This is a genomic window from Pseudomonas sp. 10S5 (assembly GCF_035019745.1).
GTDB lineage: Bacteria > Pseudomonadota > Gammaproteobacteria > Pseudomonadales > Pseudomonadaceae > Aquipseudomonas.
Genome location: NZ_JASJVL010000001.1, coordinates 199,077 through 217,009, shown reverse-complemented (window position 1 = coordinate 217,009; position 17,933 = coordinate 199,077). Strand labels below are relative to the sequence as shown.

General features: G+C 55.4%; 19 protein-coding genes. All 19 read right to left on the bottom strand.

What is annotated here, in order from left to right; genetic code table 11:
- Window positions 1-2: 2 nt before the first annotated feature.
- The gene (gene flhA / locus QN378_RS00990; RefSeq protein WP_322204026.1) at window positions 3-2,132 is read right to left on the bottom strand and encodes a flagellar biosynthesis protein FlhA; all 2,130 of its coding nucleotides are present in this window, start codon (window positions 2,130-2,132) and stop codon (window positions 3-5) included.
- Window positions 2,133-2,369: 237 nt separating this feature from the next.
- Complete coding sequence (gene flhB / locus QN378_RS00985) at window positions 2,370-3,506, bottom strand: flagellar biosynthesis protein FlhB (protein ID WP_322204028.1); 1,137 nt, start codon at window positions 3,504-3,506, stop codon at window positions 2,370-2,372.
- Window position 3,507: 1 nt separating this feature from the next.
- Window positions 3,508-4,293 carry a flagellar biosynthetic protein FliR gene (fliR, locus tag QN378_RS00980; RefSeq protein WP_322204030.1) on the bottom strand — a complete coding sequence of 262 codons (786 nt, stop codon included), beginning with the start codon at window positions 4,291-4,293 and terminating at the stop codon, window positions 3,508-3,510.
- Window positions 4,294-4,297: 4 nt separating this feature from the next.
- Window positions 4,298-4,567 carry a flagellar biosynthesis protein FliQ gene (gene fliQ / locus QN378_RS00975; protein ID WP_322204032.1) on the bottom strand — a complete coding sequence of 90 codons (270 nt, stop codon included), beginning with the start codon at window positions 4,565-4,567 and terminating at the stop codon, window positions 4,298-4,300.
- A 16-nt stretch (window positions 4,568-4,583) separates the two neighbouring features.
- Window positions 4,584-5,342 carry a flagellar type III secretion system pore protein FliP gene (gene fliP / locus QN378_RS00970; protein ID WP_322204034.1) on the bottom strand — a complete coding sequence of 253 codons (759 nt, stop codon included), beginning with the start codon at window positions 5,340-5,342 and terminating at the stop codon, window positions 4,584-4,586.
- Complete coding sequence (gene fliO, locus QN378_RS00965) at window positions 5,342-5,722, bottom strand: flagellar biosynthetic protein FliO (protein ID WP_322206880.1); 381 nt, start codon at window positions 5,720-5,722, stop codon at window positions 5,342-5,344. Before fliO ends, fliP begins: the two co-directional genes overlap by 1 nt.
- Window positions 5,723-5,802: 80 nt before the next feature.
- A complete protein-coding gene (gene fliN / locus QN378_RS00960; RefSeq protein ID WP_322204036.1) occupies window positions 5,803-6,270 on the bottom strand; it encodes a flagellar motor switch protein FliN in 468 nt (155 codons plus the stop codon).
- Between the two features lie 60 nt (window positions 6,271-6,330).
- Window positions 6,331-7,299, bottom strand: a complete 969-nt coding sequence (gene fliM, locus QN378_RS00955; RefSeq protein ID WP_322204038.1) for a flagellar motor switch protein FliM — start codon at window positions 7,297-7,299, stop codon at window positions 6,331-6,333.
- A 10-nt stretch (window positions 7,300-7,309) separates the two neighbouring features.
- The gene (fliL, locus tag QN378_RS00950) at window positions 7,310-7,804 is read right to left on the bottom strand and encodes a flagellar basal body-associated protein FliL (protein WP_322204040.1); all 495 of its coding nucleotides are present in this window, start codon (window positions 7,802-7,804) and stop codon (window positions 7,310-7,312) included.
- Between the two features lie 128 nt (window positions 7,805-7,932).
- Entirely contained in the window at window positions 7,933-9,378 is a 1,446-nt protein-coding gene (locus QN378_RS00945; protein WP_323549530.1) for a flagellar hook-length control protein FliK, read from the bottom strand.
- Between the two features lie 71 nt (window positions 9,379-9,449).
- Entirely contained in the window at window positions 9,450-9,758 is a 309-nt protein-coding gene (locus QN378_RS00940) for an Hpt domain-containing protein (protein WP_322206881.1), read from the bottom strand.
- Window positions 9,759-9,839: 81 nt separating this feature from the next.
- Window positions 9,840-11,546: a fused response regulator/phosphatase gene (locus QN378_RS00935; protein ID WP_322204044.1), complete on the bottom strand. Its 1,707-nt coding sequence runs from the start codon at window positions 11,544-11,546 to the stop codon at window positions 9,840-9,842.
- Between the two features lie 3 nt (window positions 11,547-11,549).
- Window positions 11,550-11,855 (bottom strand): STAS domain-containing protein, encoded by a 306-nt coding sequence (locus QN378_RS00930; RefSeq protein ID WP_322204046.1) that lies wholly within the window; start codon window positions 11,853-11,855, stop codon window positions 11,550-11,552.
- Window positions 11,856-11,960: 105 nt separating this feature from the next.
- Window positions 11,961-12,410 (bottom strand): flagellar export protein FliJ, encoded by a 450-nt coding sequence (fliJ, locus tag QN378_RS00925; protein ID WP_322204048.1) that lies wholly within the window; start codon window positions 12,408-12,410, stop codon window positions 11,961-11,963.
- 2 nt (window positions 12,411-12,412) lie between these two features.
- Window positions 12,413-13,774, bottom strand: a complete 1,362-nt coding sequence (gene fliI / locus QN378_RS00920) for a flagellar protein export ATPase FliI (protein ID WP_322204055.1) — start codon at window positions 13,772-13,774, stop codon at window positions 12,413-12,415.
- Window positions 13,764-14,606, bottom strand: a complete 843-nt coding sequence (gene fliH, locus QN378_RS00915) for a flagellar assembly protein FliH (RefSeq protein ID WP_322204057.1) — start codon at window positions 14,604-14,606, stop codon at window positions 13,764-13,766. Before fliH ends, fliI begins: the two co-directional genes overlap by 11 nt.
- A gap of 10 nt (window positions 14,607-14,616) precedes the next feature.
- A complete protein-coding gene (gene fliG / locus QN378_RS00910; protein WP_322204059.1) occupies window positions 14,617-15,636 on the bottom strand; it encodes a flagellar motor switch protein FliG in 1,020 nt (339 codons plus the stop codon).
- Window positions 15,629-17,413 (bottom strand): flagellar basal-body MS-ring/collar protein FliF, encoded by a 1,785-nt coding sequence (gene fliF / locus QN378_RS00905; RefSeq protein WP_322204061.1) that lies wholly within the window; start codon window positions 17,411-17,413, stop codon window positions 15,629-15,631. The genes fliG and fliF overlap by 8 nt, the downstream gene beginning before the upstream one ends.
- Window positions 17,414-17,427: 14 nt before the next feature.
- On the bottom strand, window positions 17,428-17,754 hold the full coding sequence (gene fliE / locus QN378_RS00900) for a flagellar hook-basal body complex protein FliE (RefSeq protein WP_322204063.1): 327 nt from the start codon (window positions 17,752-17,754) through the stop codon (window positions 17,428-17,430).
- Window positions 17,755-17,933 lie beyond the last annotated feature (179 nt).

Below are 17,933 nucleotides of genomic sequence, written 5' to 3'. Positions count from 1 at the left end.
CCTCAGCCGTTTGGCCCGACAGTCGCGACGATCGTGACTTGTTTGTTGTCGGGAATTTCCTGATACGCCAGCACATGCATGTTCGGTACAGCCAGCCGTCCAAACCGTGACAGCATTGCGCGAACCGGTCCTGCGACCAACAAAATCACCGGTTGCCCTTGCATCTCTTGGCGTTGTGCAGCGTCTATCAACGACCGCTGGAGCTTTTCAGCCATGCTTGGCTCAAGAAGAACACCCTCTTCCTGCCCCTGACCAGCCTTCTGAAGACTATTGAGCAATATCTGTTCCAACCTTGGCTCAAGGGTGATCACAGGCAGCTGCGGCTCAGTACCTACAATGCTTTGCACGATTGCGCGGCACAACGCGATGCGTACGGCGGCCACTAGCGCGGCGGTATCTTGACTCCGAGGGGCCGCATTGGCGATCGCTTCAGCGATGCTACGGATATCCCTGACAGGAACCTGTTCCGCCAACAATGCTTGCAGCACTTTGAGCAACGCAGAAAGCGACAAAATTCCCGGGACCAGCTCTTCAGCCAATTTCGGCGAACCTTTAGCCAGCAATTGCATCAACTGCTGCACTTCCTCATGGCCGATCAGTTCATGGGAGTGTTTATACAAAATCTGGTTAAGGTGGGTCGCGACCACGGTACTAGCGTCTACCACGGTATAGCCCAACGATTGCGCTTGGCTGCGCTGACTGACCTCGATCCACACTGCTTCCAGACCAAACGCAGGGTCTTTGGCGGTGATACCGTTGAGCGTACCGAACACTTGCCCAGGATTGATTGCCAGTTCACGGTCCGGGTAGATCTCAGCTTCGGCCAGGGTCACGCCCATCAATGTCAAGCGGTAGGCGCTGGGGGCCAGGTCGAGGTTGTCGCGAATATGCACAGTGGGCATCAAGAAGCCCAACTCTTGCGAGAGCTTCTTACGTACACCTTTGATTCGCGCCAGCAGCTGACCACCTTGATTACGGTCCACTAACGGAATCAGGCGATACCCCACTTCCAGACCGATCATGTCGATGGGCGTAACGTCGTCCCAACCCAACTCCTTGGAGTCCTGCGCGCGCGTCGGCGAAGGCAACAGCTCCTGTTGCCGCTGGACCTCCATCAAGGCATTGACCTTGACCATGTTCTGCTTCTTCCACACCAAGTAGGCAGCACCGCCGGCGATCAGGCCCAAACTGATAAACGACAGGTGCGGCATGCCCGGCACCAAGCCCATTACCACGATCAAGCCGGCAGCCACCGCCAACGCTTTAGGTGAGGTGAACATCTGCCGATTGATTAGCTTACCCATCTCTTCCGATCCGGAAGCACGGGTCACCATGATCGCGGCGGCCGTTGACAGAAGCAGTGACGGCAATTGCGCCACCAAACCGTCACCAATGGTCAACAGGGCGTAAACCTTACCCGCATCAGCAAAAGACATGTTGTGCTGGAAGACACCGACTGCAACACCGCCAATTAAATTGATGAACAGAATCATCAAACCGGCAATGGCGTCGCCGCGTACGAATTTGCTGGCGCCGTCCATCGAACCGTAAAACTCAGCTTCTTGGGCGACTTCCAGACGACGATGCTTGGCTTGAGGTTGATCAATCAAGCCGGCGTTGAGGTCGGCATCAATAGCCATCTGCTTACCGGGCATAGCATCGAGGGTGAAGCGCGCGCTCACCTCGGAAATCCGCCCGGCACCTTTTGTCACAACGACAAAGTTGATGATCATCAGGATCGCGAAAACCACGATACCAACCACATAGTTACCGCCGATTACCACCTCGCCAAACGCTTGAATCACCTTACCGGCAGCAGCGTGACCCTCTTGACCATGAAGCATGACCACGCGGGTAGATGCGACGTTGAGCGCCAATCGCAATAGCGTGGCCACCAACAGGATGGTGGGAAATACCGAGAAATCCAGTGGTCGCAGAGCGTATACGCAGACCAACAAAACCACGATCGACAGCGCAATGTTGAACGTGAAGAATACGTCGAGCAGGAACGGTGGGACAGGCAACATCATCATTGCCAACATGACCAACAGCAGCAGCGGCACACCCAGGTTGCCGCGACCGATGCTAACCAGGTTGCTACGCGCTGCGTTGATTAATTGAGAGCGATCCACCAATTCTTTTCCTGCCCGCTAAATCAAACTTTTGACGCCAAACGCGCCATGGCAAGGGCACTGCAAGAAGCTTTCCAACTATTGGGAATCAGGGAAAAACAAGCTGCTATCGGAGGCCGCGAGACATATTCCAGCCCTCGCCAGCCCTTACAATTGACCAGTGCTTAAACCCAGATCTACCTGGCGGTGAAGTTCGCAGGCATGTCTGACTGGCACAGAGAGAGAGAGTACTCAGTGCTAAGAGTCGCGCTGAAGGTCGGACGGAATCGGCAGGTCGCCGAGGGGATCGGGGCGTTTGCCTTTACCGGCGCGGTATTGGCGGATTTGATAAACGTAGGCCAACACTTGCGCCACCGCCAAGTACAGCCCGGCGGGTATTTCCTGATCCAGTTCGGTAGAGTAGTAGATCGAGCGTGCCAGGGCGGCTGACTCAAGCACCAGAATATTGTGCTCACCCGCAATTTCGCGGATTTTAAGCGCTAGAAAATCATTTCCTTTAGCCAGTAACATTGGCGCCCCGCCCTTCTCGGGATCATATTGCAGCGCCACGGCGTAGTGGGTCGGGTTCGTGATGATGACATCCGCCTTGGGAACTGACGACAGCATGCGTCGCTGAGACATTTCTCGTTGTAACTGACGAATTCGCTGTTTGACCTCAGGTCGACCTTCGCTGTCCTTGTGTTCGTCGCGTATCTCCTGCTTGGTCATCATCAGTTTTTTGTGGGCTTCGTATATCTGAAACGGAACGTCCACCGCCGCAATAATAATCAACCCGCACGCCATCCATAGAGCACTCCAGCCCAACAATACGATGCTGTGGATAATGGCCGACTCCAGAGGTTCGTGGGCGATAGAAATCAGGTCGTTCTTGTCCTTCTCCAACACGAATAACGCCACCATCAGGGTGATGGAAAATTTCGCAATGGACTTCAGGAGCTCGACCAACGCATGAGTCGACACCATCCGTTTGAGGCCCGATAACGGGTTCATTCGGCTAAACTTGGGCGCCATCGAACTGCCCGAGAATATCCAGCCGCCCAGCGTGATAGGGCCTAATACTGCCGCTAACACCATCACCAGCATCAACGGCTGAATGGCGACCAGCGCAGCTTTACCAGCGTTGAGAAAATATAAGCCCATGAAGTGATCGTCCATGATCACTTCGCGCGACAGAGTGAAGTTGGTACGCATCAGATTGAGCATCATTTGTGCGATCTGGCCACCGAACACCAGCAAGCTCCCTGCGCCAGCCATCGTAACGATTAAGGTGTTTAACTCCTTTGAGCGGGCCGTCTCGCCTTTTTCGCGGGATTCTCTGACCCGCTTATCCGTAGGGTCTTCTGTCTTGTCCTGGCCATTCTCGTTCTCAGCCATATCAGCGCGCCCTAACCAGACCGCGTAACAATTCCAGCGCGTTGGCGACTAGCGGCGGAAATTGATTAAGCATGTCGCCTAGGGTCATCCACAGGATCACCATCCCCAGAACCAGAGTCAGCGGAATGCCAATGGAGAACATGTTTAGCTGCGGTGCCGCACGGGTCATGACGCCAAACGCAACACTGACAATCAGCAAGGCGGTAATGGCAGGCAGCACCAGCAACAACCCCGCGCCTAATACCCAGCCAAAACGACCGGCCAGCTCCCAGAGGTGTCCGACGTCAAGGCCGCTGCCAACCGGCAAAGTGGTGAAACTTTCCACCAAGACTTCGAACACCACCAGATGACCATTCATGGAAAGAAACAGCAGGGTGACCAGCATGCTGAAAAACTGCCCGAGAACCGCTACCGAAACGCCGTTAGTGGGGTCCACCATTGAAGCAAAACCCATACCCATCTGGATCGAGACAATTTGCCCGGCGATGACGAAAGCCTGAAAAAACAACTGAAGGGACATGCCCAACATGGCACCGATGATGATCTGCTCCGCAATCAGCAGCAGCGCACTGAGGTCCAGCGCGTGGACTTGCGGCATGGGTGGCAGGCTGGGCGCAATCACGACGGTAATTGCCAGCGAGAAATATAACCGCACCCGCGCTGGCACTAACGTCGTGCCAAAAATCGGCATGGTCATCAATACAGCCGCGACCCGGAATAGCGGAAGCATAAAGCTCGCCACCCAAGTCCCGATCTGCGTGTCGGTCAGGGCAAGTACAGAGGGCATGCCGTCAACCAATCACAGTAGGAATGCTGCCGTACAGCGATTGGATGTACTCCATGAACACCCGAATCAACCAAGGTCCGGCGACAATCAGCGTGATCAACATCACCAGCAAGCGAGGGAGAAAGCTCAAGGTTTGTTCGTTGATCTGGGTCGCCGCCTGAAACATAGCCACCAGCAGTCCGACGATCAGGCTCGGGACTACCAATACCGACACCATCATGGTGGTCAGCCATAACGCGTCGCGAAATAAATCGACGGCAACTTCTGGCGTCATTGCAGGCTCCTCCTTCTCATGGCGATACACCCCCGAAACTGCTGGCCAGCGTGCCGATGATCAAGGCCCAACCATCCACCAGTACGAACAACATGATTTTGAACGGCAATGAAATAATCAGCGGTGACAGCATCATCATCCCCATTGCCATCAACACACTGGCGACGACTAGGTCGATGATGAGAAACGGGATGAATATCATAAAACCGATCTGGAACGCGGTTTTAAGTTCGGAGGTCACAAATGCCGGAACCAAAATCGTTAAGGGCGCCTGATCCGGGCTGGCGATATCGGTGCGTTTGGACAAACGCATAAACAGGTCCAGGTCGCTCTGACGGGTTTGTGCCAACATGAAGTTCTTGATAGGCACTTGCGCCTTCATCACTGCGTCCTGTGCCGTAAGTTTTTCGGCTAGATAAGGCTGCAACGCATCGACGTTCACCCGATCAAAAACCGGCGCCATGATAAATAGGGTCAGGAACAGCGCCATGCCGGTTAAAATTTGATTCGACGGCGTCTGCTGCAAGCCCAGGGCCTGACGCAGAATTGAGAAGACAATGATGATCCGGGTGAAACTGGTCATCAGCATAACGAACGCCGGGATAAAACTCAGCGCGGTCATGATCAGCAGAATCTGCAGATTGACTGAATATTCCTGCGCGCCGTTGGCACCGGTGGACATGCTGATCGCCGGGATCGTCAACGGATCTGCAGCGAACACCAAAGGCGCGGCCATTACCAGCAGCAGCGTCAATACGATGCGCAACGCGGTCATTACTTCTTATCCTTATAATCCTTGCCCAGCAGCTCCATCAGACGCTGGGCGAATTCTGGCGTGGCGTTTGTGCTGTCAGGCGCCTGTACTGGCTCTTTAAGCACATGTAATGGCGTGATTCTCCCCGGTGATATCCCAAGTAAAATCTGTTCCTTGCCGACTTGCACCAACACCAACCGATCACGGGGGCCAAGTGCCCGCGACCCGAGCAATTCGATCAGTTGACCATTGCGCGGACTGGCACCCTGAACCCGACGCAATAGCCAGGCGAGCCCGAAGATCAAGCCGACAACCAACAACAGGCCAAGTACCAACTGCGTCAACTGACTCCCAATGCCGCTGCTGATCATTGTGCTAGCGGGCGTTGCAACCGCCGGCATGACCGGCTCGGCCGCCCACGCACCCACTGTTGTTACCACACTGAGCAACAGGCCGGACGTCACGCTGAGAAGCTTGCTCACTAGCGTAACTTCTTGATGCGTTCGCTAGGGCTGATCACATCCGTCAGGCGGATCCCGAACTTTTCGTTGACCACCACCACTTCACCGTGAGCGATCAACGTGCCGTTAACCAATACGTCCAGCGGCTCACCAGCCAAACGGTCGAGTTCGATCACTGAACCCTGGTTAAGCTGTAGCAGGTTACGAATGTTGATGTCGGTACTGCCCACTTCCATGGAGATGGAAACCGGGATATCCAGAATTACATCCAGGTTCGGACCATCCAGAGACACGGCGGCATTGCTCTTAGCCACGCTGCCGAATTCCTCCATCGGCATGCGATTTGAGGCTGAAGCACTACCGGCATCGGCAGCAAGCAGGGAGTCGATATCGTCTTGGCTGGCGTCACCGGATTCTCCCAGTGCAGCGGCCCACTCATCGGCCAATGCCTGATCTTCAGCAGAGGTTATTTCTTTTTCATCGGCCATCGGTTGTCCTCGGCGAGCTTTGTTTCGTTAAAACAGCACGTAGTTCTGCTGAAATTGATATCAGCGGCGTTCGATCGGTTCGATCACTTGCAACGCCAGGTGTCCTTTGTGTGTTCCCAGTTTGACCTTGAACGCAGGCACGCCGTTGGCGCGCATGATCAGTTCTTCAGGCAACTCCACCGGAATCACATCACCCGGCTGCATGTGCAGGATGTCGCGCAGGCGTATCTGACGACGGGCGACGACGGCGCTCAAAGGCACGGCGACATCAAGCACGTCTTCTTTAAGAGCGTTGACCCAGCGCTCGTCTTGGTCATCCAAATCAGACTGGAAGCCGGCGTCGAGCATTTCGCGTACGGGCTCAATCATCGAGTAAGGCATGGTCACGTGTAAATCGCCGCCACCGCCGTCGAGTTCGATATGGAAGGTGGAGACCACCACCGCTTCGCTCGGGCCAACAATGTTGGCCATGGCCGGGTTAACTTCGGAATTCATGTACTCAAAGCTCACATCCATGATGGCCTGCCAGGCTTCTTTGAGGTCTATAAACGCCTGTTCAAGCACCATCCGCACGACACGTAATTCCGTCGGCGTGAATTCGCGGCCTTCAATTTTGGCGTGTCGCCCGTCGCCACCGAAGAAGTTATCCACCAGCTTGAACACCAGCTTGGCGTCCAGAATAAATAAGGCTGTACCACGCAAAGGTTTGATCTTGACCAGATTCAAACTGGTCGGAACGTACAGCGAGTGCACGTACTCCCCGAACTTCATCACCTGAACGCCGCCCACCGCAACATCGGCCGAGCGCCGCAACATGTTGAACATGCTGATTCGGGTGTAACGGGCAAAACGCTCATTGATCATTTCAAGCGTTGGCATCCGCCCACGGACGATTCGATCCTGACTCGTCAGGTCATAACTTTTTACACTGCCGGCTTCAGCGGCGCTTTCGGTCTGGACCAGACCATCGTCGACGCCATGCAACAGCGCATCAATCTCTTCCTGTGACAGCAGGTCTTGCACGGCCATTGTCGTGGTCCTACTGCAATACGAAGTTGGTGAAAAGCAATTGTTCCACTACGACTTTACCGACTTCTTTCTGCGCCACTTCCTGCACACTGGCAAAGGCTTTTTGCCGCAACAGCTCTTGTCCGATCGGCTGAGTCAGCGATTCGAATGGCTGACCGGAAAACAGCATGACAAGGTTGTTGCGGATGACTGGCATATGGACTTTCAATGCATCCAAGTCAGCCTGATTTCGGCCCAGCAAGGTAATGCTGACTTGCATATAGCGTTGACGGCCACCTTGATTGAAGTTGACCACAAAGGCAGGGGCCATGGGTTCGTAAATAGATGGGAGCCTGACATCGGCCGCTAGCGCCGCATCGGCAGGCTTGGCTTGCGACTTGTGCAGAAAAAACCACGTCGCGCCTACCGAAATACCGACTGCCAACAGCAACCCAAAAATCACCAGGAGAATGAGCTTGAGTTTGCCTTTTACGGCGGGGTCTTTAACTTCTTCGCTCTGCGCCATGCCAATAATCCGTCACTATTCGGGGAGTTCTTAATACGTGACGGAAGAAGAGCAAGTGTTATGCCAGATATACGAGAGCCTTTGTCTAGGGGGCATCGCGGCAGTGGGTGAAACCGCTGCTGCGACAATCAAGCGTAATAATCGACCTGGCTAGTGCCAATGACGGTCATCGGTTGACTTGTGACAGCCACATCTTGAATTGCGCCGTCGTCATGCCCATCATTGCGGTCAGAGCTCATACTGGCAACGCCGCCACTGCTCTGTCCATGGTTTGCCTGCTGTTGGTTTTGACCTTGGCCCTGCCAGCCCCGTGACTGATCAAATACACTCACATCGACCTGACCCAAACCTTGCTGAACAAACGAATCTCGCAATTTGGACATCTGTCCTTCCAGCGCTTCGCGCACGCCAACATGCGCGCTCATAAACGTGATCTGCGTCTGCTGGTCCGCAGCCATGTTGATGCGAATATCCAAACGACCCAGCTCAGCCGGGTCCAATTGGATATCTGCAGATTTCAAGTTCTGGCTAGACAGGTACATAACTCGATCCACCACGGCCTCACTCCATCCACTCTGGTGCATTGCTAGCGGTTGGTTCAATGGCGACGCCCCCGTGACAGCTACCGTCTTAGGCTGCACCGCTTGACTCAACGCTGCCAAGCGATTGGCGAAATCATCGATTCGCGTATCAGACGCCACACTTTTAGTGTCTTTCAAACCCTCCTCGATCAGCCCCTTAAAAGCTCTGTCACCGCTTCCAGTGCTGGCGCTATCGGCGGCCAGTGGCTGCGCAGGGACTGCCAGGTTATTGGCGACTGCCAACAACGGGTCAGCATTAGCTTGAGTGGCTGACGTTTTCTTGTCAGCAGACGTCGAGGTTGCACCCTCCGTGGCACTAGTAGTGGTCGTCGCAACTTTAGTATTAAGCTGCACAGCAACTTGTACGGCGGCCAATCCCGCTAACGGGTCCGATGCAGGGTTGAAAACAGGCGCGGTTGCTGGCGTTGATGAGCCAGTGGAACTGACAGAACTTGCAGAGCTTACCGGGATTGCTGGCGGCGCAACTACCAGTGCAACCATGGTCGCCGGGATTTCAATGGGCGGCGGTACGACGGCAACAAGTAGCGCAGGGTCCGGGACGGGCGGCGCAACGGCGGCCGCAATCAGCGTTGGATCAGCAATCGGAATAACGGGCGCAGCGGCTTGCGCCAAAGGATCAGGCGCCTTGTCTTTCGAATCATGACCAGCAGCGCTATTGGACGCATCGTTCTTTTTGCTGACGTCGCCGGCAGGCAACTGTTTGCCGCTATCGGCAACCGCTGGCTTGGAGCCGGCAGATTTGGTGTCCGGCGCAGGCTTGCTGTTGGCGGCTACAGTTTTGTCTTTTACCGGCTTTTGGCGAGTCTCATGGATCACCGCAGGCCTTGGACTCGCCTGTTTGGCGTAAACGTGAGCGAAGCTGGGCGTGCTGTCCTTGCCGGTCTCAACGGGTTTCACCACTGGGGTGGCGACCGCCGGTTGGGATTTGGCTACAGGAGTAGCCAACAGAAGAGGATTAGGGGCAAGGGGCATGGCGATCTCCGTACGGGCGCTAGTACAAAGACACTAAGCAAACGACGGGCCAGCTTTCTGTCCGGCTCTGATTATTCGGTGTACCGCTTGCGCTCTTCACTGAATAAACGGCGAACGGTGGCGAATTCGCGCGCTATCTTACTCACCCACTCCGGCGCGTCATCAATTTCTCCACGTAAGGTGCGCTCTTCAAGCTGCCCACACAGTTCAGCAAGCCGAAGTGCACCCATATTCCCGCAGCTGCCCTTGAAGCTGTGCGCGGCCATGCCCAGTGCTTCCAGGCAAGAGATCCGTGCCAGGAGCGCACGCTGCAACTGCACTAGCCGCTGCTCTGAATCATCGAGAAAGGTATCGATCAGTATCGGGTATTCACTTTCCATTACGTCTTGCAAATTACTCAATACACCGTAGTCCACATGAATGACTGCCACTTGTTCGCTCCTTGATCAAGAATCGGGGAATTATGCCTGAGCCCCCCAGGAAAATTCCACGCATGCCGTGCGCCCGTCCTCAGACCAATGGCAATGTTGACTTAACTTACGCACCAGATCGAGACCGCGTCCCGAAAGCTCATGGTCATCTGCCGATAACGCCATTACACGGTTGACGTCAAACCCTTCGCCACTGTCTTCGATGCGAACACTCAACTGGCCACCGGTTCCTCGTGGCACAACACGCAAATGCAGGCGTACATAGCCGTCTTCAAGATGGGACAAGCGGCTATTACGCTCTCGGTAATATTCGGAAAAACCCGTGGCATCGCGCTTGAGCCCGGAGTCGAGTCCGAGCACCCCATGCTCCAACGCGTTGGTATATAACTCCGCCAGCACACTATAAAGCGCTCCACTTTGACTCCGCAGCCCATGCACCTCCAACAGCAACTGCAACAAATAGGGTAGCGGATCGAATCGTTTCAAGGTCGCCGCGCGGCATTCAAAACTTACGGACCAGTCCAATGGGCTTGACTCGCCACTGTCGGAGTAGGTGACGATTGGGCAGCCCAGCAACCCGGGCTCGACTAAGGTGATTTCGACCATGCTTACGTCATCCCGAACGTCTCCACGGAAATCACTCAACGCCTGCTGAATTTCATCGATCAGCGCATCGGGCTGACGATTGGCGGCAAATACGCGGTTAAGGCGTTCTACACCAAACAGCCGGTCATCCACATCGCTGGTGTCAAGTACACCGTCCGACAGTAGAAAAACCCGGTCGCCTATCTCCAGCGGATGGACTTCGGTCTTGTCGTCAAAACGGCTAGGGTCTAACACACCCAGCGGCAGGTGCCGCGATACTAAAGGCGTGCGCCGCCCTGTCGCAACGTGATGCAGGTAACCGTCGGGCAAGCCACCGTTCCAAACTTCGACTTGATGCAGGTTGAAATTGACGCTTATCAACGTCGCGCAGCAAAACATGTCCACCGGCAAAATTCGCTTGAGCTTAGCGTTCATCTCTCTCAAGGTTTGCGCCAGGCCGTAGCCTTTGGCGGTCATCCCATAAAACACCTCTGCCAATGGCATCGCGCCGACAGCGGCGGGCAGACCATGACCGGTGAAGTCGCCTAGTAAAATGTGCATGTTTCCGGCCGGCGTATAAGCCGCGAGTAGCAAGTCGCCGTTGAACAGCGCGTAAGGCGACTGGAGATAACGAATATTCGACGCATTCAGGCAGCCGGAGTGCGCAACCTGATCGAAGACCGCCTTCGCGACCCGCTGCTCATTAAGCAAATAATCGTGGTGCTTGGTGATTTGGTCGCGCTGCCGCAGCACTGTTTCTTGCAAGCGCCGCAAGCGGTCCATGGCGTTTATTTTGGCGGCAAGGATCACTTGATTGTAGGGCTTGGCAACAAAATCATCGCCCCCCGCATCAAGGCAACGCGCCAACGCTTCGCTTTCGCTCAGCGACGTCAGGAAAATAATTGGCACCAAAGACTCGCCCGCCATGTGCTTGATTCGGCGCGCTGCTTCGAACCCGTCCATGACCGGCATCAAGGCGTCCATCAAGACCAACTGTGGACGTTCCCTTTCAAAAACATCCACCGCTTCTTGCCCGTTGCTGACACTGATTACGCGATGGCCCTGCCGCCGAACGATGGTGGTCAGCAGCAGGCGATCACTGGCATTGTCGTCAGCAATCAAAATGCACAAGCTTTCGGCTACGCCGGTCATCAGTCAGGCGATCTTGAAGAGTTTGGAAAAGTTGGAGATGGTCAGGATGGTACCCACGTCCTTGTTGCAATTGATCAGACTTATCTTTGAGTTTTCTCCGCCGGCATGGTCACGCAGGAGCAGCAACATGCCGAGTGCCGAGCTGTCCAGGTAACTGGTGTCCTTAAGGTCGACCACAAAACGCCGCGGCGTGCCTTCAGACCCTTCATAAGCCCCACGAAAGTCTTGATGCGCGGCGAAGTCAAAGCGGCCCGTGATAGTAATGGTCAGCTCTTCCCCGTCACGGGAGAGCTCGGAGGTAACGGACATGGTTGAATTCCTTCGGTCAGCTAGGGGCGCAATACAAAAAGGCTTTTAGCATTTCTAACGACCTTGCAGCAAATTCCATATCTAGCGGCAACCACGAACCTGGCGCTATAAGGAGTCGTGGCGGGGCAACCGCTGGGACAATTCGTCGAGCAATTTCTGCTCACGTTTGTCCTCCAATTGCCGAGCCTCGTCGATGTAGCGTTGCACTAATTTTCGCAGACCTTCTACCCGCGCGTAGCATTGCTGCCAAGCGCCGCGCGCTTTATCGAGGTTTGTTTGGTGCCAGGTCAAGCTTTGCCGCTGCTGAGACACGGCCGTTTCCAGTTGGTTGAGGAAGTTCTGATAGTTCATTAGCCATTGCCCTGAGACGCCGGTCGCACCCTTTTCAATCCACTGCATTTGGTAGTCAGTACGGAAACGCTCAAGGTCACCAAGCTTGGTCAGCGCTAACTGGACCTGCCCCTGAAAATGCCCGAGACGCTGGACCGCTGCGCGCTCGGCTTTTTCCGCCATGTCGACCACCGGTGCCAAACGCACTGCACGGGGCTGAGCCATGACTAGCCTCCGCCGGCAATAGGATTAAACACCGCCGCCAGCTGCGCGCCACTTTCTTGCAGGCTTTCATTATCATCTAGCCCTTGGCGCAGGTATCGCACCAAGGCGGGCTGCAGGGAGATCGCCATGTCGGTTTCACGGTCGCCGCCTGCCACGTAGGCGCCGACGCTGATCAGATCACGGCTCTGCTGGTAACGTGACCACATCTGCTTGAAGCGCTGTGCCTGCTGCATGTGCTCTGGAGTGACTACCGAAGGCATAACCCGACTGATGGACGCTTCGATATCGATGGCCGGGTAATGACCTTCTTCGGCCAACCGCCTGGACAGCACAATGTGCCCATCGAGCACGCCCCGTGCCGCATCCGCGATGGGGTCTTGCTGATCATCGCCCTCGGACAACACGGTATAGAACGCAGTGATCGATCCACCGCCCGCCTCTGCATTACCGGCGCGCTCAACTAGTTTGGGCAGCTTGGCAAACACCGACGGTGGATAGCCTTTGGTGGCGGGCGGCTCACCGATGGCCAGCGCAATTTCACGCTGGGCTTGCGCAAATCGAGTCAAAGAGTCCATTAACAGCAGTACATTTTTGCCTTTGTCACGGAAATATTCGGCAATTCGCGTGCAATACATAGCCGCCCGCAGCCGCATCAGCGGCGCATCATCAGCAGGCGAAGCAACCACCACCGAGCGCTTGAGGCCTTCTTCGCCAAGAATATTTTCGATAAATTCCTTGACCTCGCGACCGCGCTCGCCAATCAGGCCAACCACGATGATGTCGGCCTCGGTAAAGCGGGTCATCATTCCCAACAGGACACTTTTACCGACACCCGTACCCGCAAACAAACCCAGGCGCTGGCCACGGCCGACCGTCAATAATCCGTTGATGCTGCGAATGCCTACGTCCAACGGCTGGCTAATAGGGTCGCGCTTGAGCGGGTTGATAGTGGGGCCATCCATTGGCACCCAATCTTCGGCTTTCATGCCGCCCTTACCATCGAGTGCACGGCCTGCGCCATCGAGTACCCGACCCAGCATGCCGATGCCCATAGGCAAGCGACCGGTATCGGCCAACGGCACAACGCGGGCCCCGGGCGCAATGCCCGCGACGCTGCCGACGGGCATCAAAAATACCTTAGAGCCGGAAAACCCCATGACCTCGGCTTCGACCTCTACCGGGTGATGGCTGTCGTCGTTGATAACAACACAGCGACTGCCCATGGCGGCGCGCAGGCCTTCGGCTTCCAGGGTCAAGCCGACCATCCGCAATAAACGCCCTTCCACCACCGGCTGCGTTGCCAATTCTATGGCATCGGTGTAAGAGCTCAAACGCTTGCCGAAGCTGGTCCGCTCAAGATACATCGCGGGCTTCTGTATTAACCAAGGGCTCAACAGGCGGCTCGATAACAGCCGGATCAACGCTGGTAAACGCTGGAACCGCGTCGAGATCAATACTCACGTCGGCCGCTGCCGGATGCAGCGCTTGATCGTGCAACTGGTCGAACATCTTCGCCAGCGCTTGGGAAATACGAGTTTCGATGGTGGCGTCAATTCGACTGAATTCAGTTTCAACCCGGCAGCCTCCGGCCTCCAAGGTATCGTCTTCAACGATGCGCCAAGTTTCTTCGTGGCGCTCGCGCAACGCCTTGACCTGCTCGAAGTCTTGAGGGTTGATGAAAATTCGAATGTTTTGCGCGCCCATGGGCAACAACTTCAACGCGTCACGCAGGACCCGGCCGATTTGGCGGGAGTCAGTGACCAGTTCGCGCTGAATGACCTGACGGGTAATGTGTCCAACCAGCTCGATCAGGGATTTTTCAATCTGCGAGTCCTGCTCGGCAATCGGCTCAAGCAAATGAGTCATCAAGTGTTCAAGGCTGTCCAGTTTGGCGGCCAGGGCGACTTCGGCTTCGTGCCGGACTTTGAGTTGCGTGCTGTGGAAGCCTTCCTTTTCGCCGGTCGCAAAACCTTCGTTATACGCCTCCTGGCGAATACCTTCCAACTCTTCGAGCGTCAACGGCTGAACTTCGTCCAGCGGCACTTCTTCCATTTCAGCAGGGGTTTGCAGAGCAGGTTCAGGGGCCGGTGGCGGCTCTTGATACGGGTCGAAGCTGGGCAGCGACCAAATATCAAAACCGCCCACGTCCTTGGCACGAATCAGTTCGCTAGGTGGCTCTTTTTTTGGAGTAAACATGTGTCGATCCTCAGATCATTTCTTCGCCGCCCTTGCCACCGAGAACGATTTCTCCGGCTTCGGCCATACGGCGAGCGATGGTGAGGATTTCTTTCTGGGCCGTCTCAACATCACTGACGCGCACCGGTCCTTTGGCCTCAAGGTCATCGCGCAACAGTTCGGCAGCGCGCTTGGACATGTTCTTGAAAATCTTTTCCTTGATGGCTTCGTCGGAGCCTTTGAGCGCCAACACCAGCACATCGGAAGACACTTCGCGCAGCAACGCTTGGATGCCACGGTCGTCAACATCAGACAGGTTGTTGAAGACGAACATCAGGTCTTCAATCTGCGTCGACAATTCGCCATCGATTTCGCGGATCGCGTCCATCAACTGGCCTTCAATCGAGCTGTCGAGGAAGTTCATTATATCGGCAGCACGCTTGATACCACCCAGGGTGGTGCGCGATGCATTGGAGTTGCCGGAGAACTGCTTCTCTAGAATCTGGTTCAATTCTTTGAGGGCCGCAGGCTGCACTGTATTAAGCGAGGACACGCGCAAAATGATGTCTAGGCGTACTTTTTGATCGAAGTGACCCAGCACTTCACCGGCTTGGTCCGGGTCCAGATAAGCCACTACAATCGCCTGAATCTGCGGGTGCTCGTAGCGAATGACGTCAGCAACGGCTCGAGGCTCCATCCATTTAAGGCTGTCCAGCCCGCTGGTATTTCCGCCCAACAGGATGCGATCGATGAGGCCGTTGGCCTTATCCTCACCAAGAGCCTGGGTGAGCATTTTGCGAATGTAGCCGTCGGCACCCACGCCAAGGCTCGTCTGGTCACCGACGATTTCGACGAATTCGCTCATGACTAGTTCAACTTCCTCGCGGTGTACATTGCGCATTTGCGCCATGGCAACACCGACCCGCTGAACCTCTTTAGGACCCATGTGCCGAAGCACTTGTGCTGCGTCGGTTTCACCGAGGGAGAGCAGTAAAATCGCGGCTTTGTCTACCCGTGTCAGTTTTGTGGGAAGCGCTCGAGTCTCACTCATCTGCATTAATCCACTCTTTCACGACCTGAGCCACACGGCCCGGGTCTTCAGCAACCAGACTCTTGATCGCATTTAATTGCGCGTCGTAACCCTCAGTCGGGCTAGGCAACATTATGCTTTGCGGGCCACCGAGGCTGACGCGGTCGTTGGCCAGTTCGCCACCTAGACCGCCCATGCCGCCAAGCTCGGCATCACCATCAGAACCAAGCTGTTGTCTGCTCTTGCCGCTAGTGATGTTGTTGAGCACTGGCCGCAACACGCCAAACACCAACACCAGAATAAACAGCACGCCTAACACTTGTTTGACGATGTCCCAAAACCAGGGTTGTGAGTAAAACGCGATATCGGGAATCACTTCGCCACGATCGGGGGCGAATGGCACGTTGACCACGCTTACGCTGTCGCCACGGCTGGCGTTGAAACCAACCGCGTCTTGTACTAATCGGGTAAAGCGCGCCAACTCATCGGCATTCCACGGTATGTGGGTGACTTCGCCCGTCTTGGCATCGACCTTGGACTTATCGTCCACCACCACGGCAACGGACAAGCGATTAACGCGACCCTGCTGCTGCTTGGTATGGCTGATGGAACGGTCCAGTTCGAAGTTTTTGGTGGACTGTTGACGCTTGTCTGCCGGGTAAGGAGCAAGCATTGGCTGGCCGGTCGCCGGGTCCATGATTTGCTGGCCATTGGCATCAAGCAACGGCTGGCCTGGCTGAATCGATGCGGTGGCGGAACTGCTCGCCGCACCAGCGGCTTGTGGCGCAGTCGCCGGGCCTGGCGGTTGATTGCTCAGGGCCCCGGGAACACCTGACGATCCTGAACTGGACGTGCGCTGTTCGCTGACCGATTGCTCGCTGCGTAAGGCAGGTTGATCCGGGTTGAAACTTTCAGCGGTGGATTCAACGGCGCTGAAATCTACGTCAGCAGACACTTCAGCCTTGTAACGGTCATTGCCCAAAATCGGCTGCAGGATGCTTTGCACACGCTGTGTCAGCATACTTTCCATGCGACGACTGTAATCAAACTGCTTGCCGGCCATGCTCAATTCGGAGTTCTGGTTCTGATCGGACAACAGCGTGCCCTTCTGATCGACCACAGTGATTTGCGATTTGCTCAATTCAGGAACGGCAGTTGCCACCAAATTCATGATCGCCAGCACTTGGCCTGGCTCCAGTGAGCGGCCAGCATACAACTCGATCAAAACCGAAGCGCTTGGTTTACGCTCATCTCGAACAAACACAGAGCTTTTGGGAATCGCCAAATGCACCCGCGCACCTTTGACGTTGTTCAAGCTGGAGATGGTCCGCGCCAGTTCACCTTCCAGACCACGCCGATAACGCGTGGCCTCCATGAACTGGCTCGTCCCTAGTCCTTGGTCTTTGTCGAGAATTTCGAAGCCGATGTTACCGTCGCTTGGCGCAACACCGGCACCGGCCAGTTTGATCCTGGCGCGCTGCAAATCGTCGGACCTGACCAACAAGGCGCCGGAGCTTGGCTCGACAGTGTATGGAATATCCGCTGCGGACAGGGTTTCCATGACCTGTTTGGTATCCATGCCTGCAAGGCTTGCGTACAGCGGTTTGTAATCAGGCTGTTGCGACCAGAGCACCACGGCAAAACCGATCGCCACACTGGCTGCCAGACCGACCATGAGGCCGACCTGGCGCAGCATGGTCATTTCGGCAAGGTTCTCCAGAAAAGACAAACCAAACAAAGGCGACTTGCCCGCAGCGCCCGACTTAGCGGGCAGGTTGTCGCCGACTGATTCAGCCATGACTCAAATCGTCCTTAAACCGGCATCTGCATGATGTCTTGATACGCTTGAACCAGTTTGTTACGAACCTGGGTCAGCGCGGTGAACGACACGCTGGCTTTTTGCGAGGAGATCATCACGTCGGTGAGGTCTATGCCGCTTTTACCGACTTCGAAAGCACTTGCCAATTGATTGGAGGCTTGCTGGGTATCGTTCACTTTGTTGACCGCCTGGCCGAGCATGTCCGCAAAGCTGCTAGTGCCTACAGCTGGAGTGCCTGCAACCTTCGGCATCGACATGGCATCCATTTGCATGGAACGCATATCCAACATCAAGCGATTAAATTCAACACCTTGGCTCATGACGTCTCTCTCAAAGGGGCCGCAGATTTTTGACACTCAGTGAGCGGTTATCTAAGACTTAGCAACAAGAGTGCCAGATGAGTAATGGCCTTTTGGCATGAAATGCATTGAAGACGATTGAGCTGCCAAATTCTCCTTCAACGGCCAAATCGGCTAACCGCCTCGTCGCCATAAAACAA